Raw genomic sequence first — 7601 nt, forward strand, 5'->3', positions numbered from 1 at the left:
CGGTTGGGACGCGGCAATAGGTGAGGGGATTGCGCGGGTTCTCGCGCATGATTCGCCGCCACAATTGCCAATCCCCGCCCGATGCGACGTCTTCCGGCCAGACATCGCGCGACGGCAGGCAATCAGCACGATACAGGAAGCAACTGGCGGGTATCGTGTTGCCGACCTCGGTGAACACCCTGAACTCGTCGGCCAGCTCCAGATTGGTCAGGAAGGGTGCTGCGATGCCATCGGTGGAAACCCACAGCGCCTGGCTGTAGGCGATGGCAGCCCCACCCTTGAGGCCATCCGCTAGGATTTCAAGATGATCCGGAAACAGCAGGTCGTCGTCGGCCGCAAAGCCGATCAGGTCGCCGCGGGCCTCGCGCAGCGCGATATTGCGGTTGGCGTAGCCATAGCTCGGCGCCTTGGGCAAATCGAAGAAGCGGATGCGGGCGTCCTGAAAGGCGTCGACCACCTCGGCCGTGCCGGGCGAGCAGCCGTCGCCGACGACCAGGAGCTCAAAGTCCTCGACGGTCTGATCCAGCACCGATTGGATGGCCAGACCGATGACGTCGACGCGGGAATGCGTCGGCATCAGGATGGAAAAGCGAGGCTTGCTCACCATCCCTTCGCGCTGCCGAAATCATAGGGGATGAGATCGGTGTCGATGGGCAGCCGGTACTTGTCGGGATTTGAGTGATCGTACTGTATCGTTGGAAAATTGATGACCACCACTTCGGACGTTCCGATGTTTCGGTCGGCTTGCCAGACTAATTTTGGAATATTGACCAGGCGTGGACGATTGCCGGAGAGGTAAACCTTCGAAATCTTGCCATATGTGCTGGATTCGGGGCGAGGGTCATAAAGAACCAGTTCCAGCTCGCCGCTGACCACAAAGTAGCGATCCTCATGCAGCTTGTGCAGGCCCCAGCCCTTCACCAGTCCGGGGCGAATTGTGAAGATGTAGGAGAAGACCAGCGGGTCGGCGTGCCAGCCCCAGCGCGGGTCGTAGACCTCCGTGACGCTACCACGGTCATCATTGTGCCGGATGCTGTCGAAAAACGTCATGCCGTCTACCAGGGGCGCAATGCTGAGCCGCTGCTCGTCAAGAGTCCGTTGATCCCGCTGAGCTGCGGCAAGTGTGGATTCGAGAATATTTGGGCGGATCCCGGAATGATCGCTCATGAACAAAGCCCCCGTTATTTTGATCGAGTCGTCGGATCGGACTAACTCCCACAATTTTCGCGGGATGTCCTGACCGGGCCACTAGCTTCGCATCGCGACGACGACTTTTTTTTGGCGCTGTGCAAAGTTCTGAGCGCGTGGAGCGGCCAGACTTGCCGTTGCAAGCGTGTCAGTTGATCGGAATCTGGATCGGGTGTCGTCTGCGCCGGTATTTCGAATATCCGGCCAAGCCAGTGCCGTTGGGACGGGTTGCAAGAAACAGGGGATGCCGCCCGTGAAGGTATTCAACATCCGTGCGGAGGCAGCCTGCAAGCCGAGGCGCCACCTTCAAAACTCAGACCGGAAAAGGATCCAATCTGCTCTTTCGAGAAAGCATTTCGACAATCAACGTCAACATTTCTCCAAAGCCAAGGGCTTGATACCCTTAGGAGAAATGGCGCGAGTGACGGGGCTCGAACCCGCGACCTCCGGCGTGACAGGCCGGCACTCTAACCAACTGAGCTACACCCGCGCATTGACGAGCACGTGTCAGCCGTGTTCGTCGTTGGGGCGCTGGATAAGGGGTTCGCCACCGGGTGTCAAGCGTAGCAAGACAGCATAACAGCAAACAGGAGAAGGTTTTTTGACAGCCGACGTTTTGTTGGCAAAACCAGCCTCCAACCAGGGCATCCCCGGCTCATTTGGCCTTGCGAAGCCGACCTCGACCGCTTAAAGGTCCGGCCCGGAGCGGGCGATTAGCTCAGTTGGTAGAGCGCTTCGTTTACACCGAAGATGTCGGCGGTTCGAGCCCGTCATCGCCCACCAGATTTCTTCAATCAAAAGCCCTGTGGCGCCGGCACTCCCCGGAGCCAGCAACCGCATAGTCCTTGCTGGGGTCGAGAGCCCGTCACACAGTCCTGATGTGGCGGGCCCATGTAGCGTTCCTCACACCACCACGAAATCCGCGTTTGTCAGCGCCAGGTTTGCGGCCAGAGTGGCGAAATGGATTGAGCCGCCTGCCGCACTGCCGTTGCTGTCATAGGTGAGCCAGCCAGTGTCGGTCTCGTAGATGATGTGGTCGTTGCCATCGCCGGCAAGCCCGGTGGTGTTCTTGACGAACTGCGCGGCCGTCAGCGTGCCATTGCCGCCAAGCGCTGCAAAGATCGCATTGTCGAGCTGGATGGTATCCTCGACCACCGAGAAGTCGGTGATGTGGTCGACATTGGTCGAAGCGTTGAGCGCCGTGGTGAAGACGAAGATGTCCTGGCCGGTGCTGCCGGACAGCGTGTCGTTGCCGCCAAGCCCGTTGATGACATTCGCGCCCGAATTACCGGTGATGATGTTGGCAGTCGAATTGCCGGTGCCATTGATGTTGCCGGTGCTTCTCAGCGCCAGGTTCTCTAGTTCCTGGCCGGACAGGTTGAAGCTGACATAGGCCTGGACATTGTCGGTGCCCTGGCTATTCGCTTCGATGACATGGTCACCGGCATTGTCGACATAGTAGGTGTCGTTGCCGATGCCGCCTTGCAGGGTGTCGGCGCCTTCCTTGCCGTCCAGCGTATCGTTGCCGCCAAGGCCGATCAGGATGTTGACGCCCGAATTGCCGGTGATGACGTTGGCAATGGAATTGCCGGTGCCGTTGATCGAGGCGCCGGTCCGCAGCGCCAGGTTCTCCAACTCCTGACCGGAGAGGTTGAAGGAGATGGTGCTCTGCACGTTGTCGATGCCCTGGCCATTCAGTTCGATGACATGGTCACCGGCATTGTCGACCCAATAGGTGTCATCGCCGGTGCCGCCGCTCATCAGATCGGCGCCGGCGCCACCGTTGAGCGTATCGTTATGGGCTCCACCAAACAGCTTGTCGCTGCCGGCGCCACCGTCGAGCATGTCGTTGCCGGCATCGCCGCTGATCGTATCGTCACCACCAAGACCCGAGAGCGTGTCGGCGCTGGTGCCGCCGTTGATGTGGTCTGCGAAGACATTGCTGCCCTGCCAGATGTCCTTGCCGGCCGTGCCGACGAAGATGGTCGGGTCGAAGATCTGGGCGCGGACGCAGCTGCCGCTGCCATCGCCGGTATCACTGGACTCCCAGGTGGCCACGAAACGGCCATCGGCCAGCGCCGTGGTTGCCGAGTTATACTGAGGGCCAGTTGTCGTCGAATTGACGATGAAGTCGCTGCCGGCCGCTGAACCGTCGGCGTTGTAAAGGTGGGCGCGGATGCAGCTGCCGTCGCCGTCGCCGGTATCACTGGACTGCCAGGAGGCCACGAAGCGGCCATCGGCCAGCACAGTGATCGCGGGGTTATACTGATTACCCGCTGCCGTCGAATTGACGATGAAGTCGCTGCCGGCCGCTGAGCCGTTGGCGTTGTAGATGCGGGCGCGGATGCAGCTGCCTTCGCCGTCGCTGCCATCATTGGACTGCCAGGTGGCCACGAAGCGGCCATCAGCCAGAGCCGTGATCGTGGGGCTATACGGATCACCCACCGTCGTCGAATTGACGATGAAATCGCTGCCGGCCGCTGAACCGTTGGCGTCGTAGATGCGGGCGCGGATGCAATTGCCGTCGCCGTCGCTGGTTTCGTGGGACTCCCACGTGGTCACGAAGCGGCCATCGGCCAGCGCCGTGATCGCAGGGCTAGCCTGATCGCTCGTTGTTGTCGAATTGACGATGAAGTCGCTGCCGGCCGCTGAACCGTCGGCGTTGTAGATGTGGGCGCGGATGCAGCTGTTGCTCCCGTCGCCGGCGTCGTAGGACTGCCAGGTGGCCACGAAGCGGCCATCGGCCAGCGCCGTGATTGCGGGGCTGGACTGATAGCCAGTTGCTGTCGAGTTGACGATGAAGTCGCTGCCGCCCGCACTGCCATCAGCGTTGTAGACGCGGGCGCGGATGCAATAGCCATCGCCGTCGCCGGTGTCACCGGACTGCCAGGTGGCCACGAAGCGGCCATCGGCCAGCGCCGTGATCGCGGGGTTAGATTGATCGCTCGTTGCTGTCGAATTGACGATGAAGTCGCTGCCGGCCGCTGAACCGTCAGCGTTATAGATGTGGGCACGGATGCAGCTGCCAGCGCCGTCGCCGGTATCAGTGGACTGCCAGGTGGCCACGAAGCGGCCGTCGGCCAGCGCTGTGATCACGGGGCTGTACTGACTGTTTGTTGTCGTCGAATTGACGATGAAGTCCTGTCCGATGCGTCCGATAGGCATGGCTTGTTCCCTTTCGCTGCCGGCGCGGTGGAAAATGGCCAGCAGCTGGCGTCGCGTACTGGCATGAACGGAATTCGGTGAGCGCGGTGAAGATCGTTACAAGGTGCGTTGTTGGGACTGCGCACAAGCTGCGTTCAGATCACCACGAAATCGGCGTTGGTGAGCGCGAGGTTGGCGGCCAGTGTGGCGAAATGGGTTGAGCCGCCAGCGGCACTGCCGTTGCTGTCATAATAGAGCCAGCCGGTATCCGTCTCATAGATGATATGGTCGTTGCCGTCGCCGGCAAGGCCAGTCGTGTTCTTGACGAACTGGTCGGCGGTCAGCGTGCCATTGCCGCCAAGTGCGGCAAAGATCGCATTGTCGAGGTGGATGGTGTCTTCGACCGCCGAGAAGTCGGTGATGTGGTCGACATTGGTCGAGGCGTTCAGCGCCGTGGTGAAGACGAAACTGTCGTTGCCGGTGCTGCCGGAGAGCGTGTCATTGCCGAGCAGGCCGTTGATGACGTTGTTGCCGGAATTGCCGGTGATGATGTTGGCGGCCGAGTTGCCGGTGCCGTTGATCGAGGCCGCGCTGCGCAGTGCCAGGTTCTCGAGCTCCTGTCCCGACAGGTTGAACGAGACGAAGGCCTGGACATTGTCGGTACCCTCGCCGTTGAGCTCGACGACATGGTCTCCGGCATTGTCGACATAGTAGGTGTCGTTGCCGATACCGCCTTGCATGGTGTCGGCGCCCGCCTTGCCATCCAGTGTGTCGTTGCCGCCCAGGCCGGTGAGCGTGTTGACGCCCGAATTGCCGTTCATCGCGTTGGCCAGGCTGTTGCCGGTGGCGTTGATCGAAGTCGCACCGAGCAGCGTCACGTTCTCTATATTGCCCGTGAAGTGGTTGCCATCACTGAGGTTGATCGAGATGTGGCCGTTGACGGTATCGGTGCCGTTGGCGCCGGCGGTGCTTTCACTGACGATATCGCCCGCATTGTCGACGAAGTAGGTGTCGTCGCCCTGCGCTCCGCTCATCGTGTCGGCGCCGCCTTTGCCGTCCAGCAAATTGTCGCCGGAATTACCGGTCAGCACGTTGGCCAGGCTGTTGCCGGTGGCGTCGATGGAGGCCGCGCTGCGCAGTGCGACGTTCTCGATATTGCCCGTGAAGTGGTTGCCATCGCCGAGGTTGATCGAGATATAGCCGTTGACGGTGTCGGTGCCGTTGGCGCCGACAGTGCTCTCACTGACGATATCGCCCGCATTGTCGACGTAGTAGCCGTCGTTGCCCTGAGCGCCAGTCATGGTATCGGCACCGATGCCGCCATCCAGAATATTGGCAACATCGTTGCCGTAGAGCTGGTCCGCATGGCTCGATCCGGTCAGGTTTTCGATGAAGGTATAGCTGTCGCCATTGGCGTCGCCGGTATTGACCTTGTGATTTGAGAGGTTCGCAATGACGCCTGCGGCAGCGCTTGCATAAGAGGCCGTATCCGAACCGTCGCCACCATTCAGATTGTCCTCGCCGCCTCCGCCGATCAGCACGTCGTTGCCGAGGTCGCCACTAATGGTATCGGCGTGGGACGACCCGGTAATCGTATTGGCAAGGCCGTTGCCAACGATGGCGATTTGGTCAGTGGAATCTGCCCAGTTGGTGAAAGTTGCGGTCGAAAGGCTGAAATTCGACGCTGTCGCATCGAGGTCTATGTGAAGACCATCGGTGAAGCCCGACCCTAGATATGTGCCTCCCAGGGCGGCTGACTGATCGAGCAGATGCAACGTCGTTCCGCCGAAGCTGACGGTGCCGGCATTCGCCAATGCCTGTACCGACGCGCTGTTTCCCGACAGCCCGCCGAGAGCAAAAGTGGCCCCTGCGGAAATCGCCAGTCCGGATGAATCGGCAATCGAACCCGACCCGGACAGCACCAAGGTTCCCGCCGTGATCGTGGTCTGGCCCGTGTAGGTGTTCAGGCCTGACAGGACCTGGGTTCCCGCGCCGCTTTTTATCAGGTTGAGCTCGCCAAATACCGCCGAGCCGTTCGAGATCACGCCTGCAAACTCCCTCACGTCGCCAAGGCTTACACTCGTCGTCAAGGTGGCCGCGGTAACAGTATCGGCCCGGACTTCGCCGCTGCCGGTCAGTCCGGCGATGGTCTGGTCGAAAGTGCTGATATTGAGCGTCGCGCCAGCTTTTACGTCGACGACACTGGTGGCGCTGAAGGCGTGGTCGGCTCCCGCCCGCAATGTTCCGATCGCGACAGTGGTCGTGCCGGAGTAAGTATTGGCGCCTGACAATGTCAGGGTGCCGGTGCCGATCTTGTTTAACCCTGTATGGCTCAAGCTATTCGCGAAAACGCCCGAGAAGATGGAGCTGCCGGCCTCATAGACGTTAGCGACAACATCGGAAAGGCCGTTGTTGGTGATCAAGCCCGCCCCGGTCAGATGGTTCAGTTCCAGATAGAAGCCATTGGCGTCGAGAACCGCTCCGGCCGCGATATTGGTGTTGGCCAGCCCGTTGGTGAAGGACGCGAACGCCTTGCCCGCTCTCAGCGTGCCGCCGTCAATGGCAAGCGAGCCCGCATCATTGGCGGTGATGCTGCTTGAGCCAAAGTAAATCGTTCCCTTATCCGTCGCGCTGCCAAAATGCACGGCGGTCCCGGCGCCGCCGAGCGCCGCGAACGTACCGGTCAACGAAAGTGACGTGCCCGTCTGTGCCCTGATAAACGTTGAAACGCCGGCGAGTTCGATCAGATCGTTGGCAAGTGTCGCGCCGCCTGTAGACCGGAACACGCTATCGCCGGCGAACGTGATGTCTCCCGTTCCGAACGCAGCGGCGCCAAACGAAACTGTGCCTTGATTGATTTGCGTTCCGCCCGACCAGTTGTTGGTCGCATCAGACAGCTTCAGCGTGCCGAGGCCGGATTTGGTTAGCAGTCCCGTTCCAGTAATCTGCGCCTGAACGTCGAGGGTCGTGTTGGTTCCGGTCGTCGCGATCAACGTTGCCGCATTGAGCTGCAGCGTCAGCGAAGACGCCAGCACGCTTGCCTGTAGATTGGAGGTCGACGTTACGCTGATGATCGCACCGCCGGCCTTGTTCATGATGAGCGAGCCGTGTTCGAGACTGTAATTCTCGATGGCGGAACTCGCCAGGTTCAAGGTGCCGACCGTGAACGGACCTTGAACCGCCAGGTCGATGTGATGCGTGACGCTGACGCCTAGATTAGAGAAATCCGCTGTAGCACCGATTGCGTCAGGCACGCCGCCAGTCCAAAA

At 60.6% G+C, this 7601-nt stretch carries 4 protein-coding genes and 2 tRNA genes; 1 reads left to right on the forward strand and 5 read right to left on the reverse strand.

The window, feature by feature from the left end:
* From ACXJ7R_RS19585 to ACXJ7R_RS19595, 3 genes are all read right to left on the reverse strand, one after another.
* Positions 1-607: glycosyltransferase family 2 protein (locus ACXJ7R_RS19585; RefSeq protein WP_457153289.1), on the reverse strand; the 607-nt coding region annotated here is incomplete at its 3' end.
* Positions 601-1167, reverse strand: a complete 567-nt coding sequence (locus tag ACXJ7R_RS19590; protein WP_457153290.1) for a polysaccharide biosynthesis C-terminal domain-containing protein — start codon at positions 1165-1167, stop codon at positions 601-603. The genes ACXJ7R_RS19590 and ACXJ7R_RS19585, both read right to left, overlap by 7 nt.
* Positions 1168-1601: 434 nt before the next feature.
* Positions 1602-1678: transfer RNA gene (locus ACXJ7R_RS19595), tRNA-Asp, on the reverse strand.
* A gap of 217 nt (positions 1679-1895) precedes the next feature.
* Here ACXJ7R_RS19595 and ACXJ7R_RS19600 point away from each other — a divergent pair.
* Positions 1896-1971 (forward strand) — tRNA-Val (locus tag ACXJ7R_RS19600).
* A 120-nt stretch (positions 1972-2091) separates the two neighbouring features.
* On the opposite strand, the gene ACXJ7R_RS19605 is transcribed toward ACXJ7R_RS19600, so the two are convergent.
* Both ACXJ7R_RS19605 and ACXJ7R_RS19610 read right to left on the reverse strand, forming a co-directional pair.
* Positions 2092-4353 carry a calcium-binding protein gene (locus tag ACXJ7R_RS19605; RefSeq protein WP_457153291.1) on the reverse strand — a complete coding sequence of 754 codons (2262 nt, stop codon included), beginning with the start codon at positions 4351-4353 and terminating at the stop codon, positions 2092-2094.
* A gap of 134 nt (positions 4354-4487) precedes the next feature.
* The gene (locus ACXJ7R_RS19610) at positions 4488-7586 is read right to left on the reverse strand and encodes a beta strand repeat-containing protein (protein WP_457153292.1); all 3099 of its coding nucleotides are present in this window, start codon (positions 7584-7586) and stop codon (positions 4488-4490) included.
* Positions 7587-7601 lie beyond the last annotated feature (15 nt).

Source organism: Mesorhizobium sp. P5_C1 (assembly GCF_054049815.1).

Excerpts from the sequence above, each read along its gene's own strand:
- ACXJ7R_RS19590 (WP_457153290.1), bottom strand. The coding sequence starts at position 1,167 with ATGAGCGATCATTCCGGGATCCGCCCAAATATTCTCGAATCCACACTT.
- ACXJ7R_RS19605 (WP_457153291.1), bottom strand. The coding sequence starts at position 4,353 with ATGCCTATCGGACGCATCGGACAGGACTTCATCGTCAATTCGACGACA.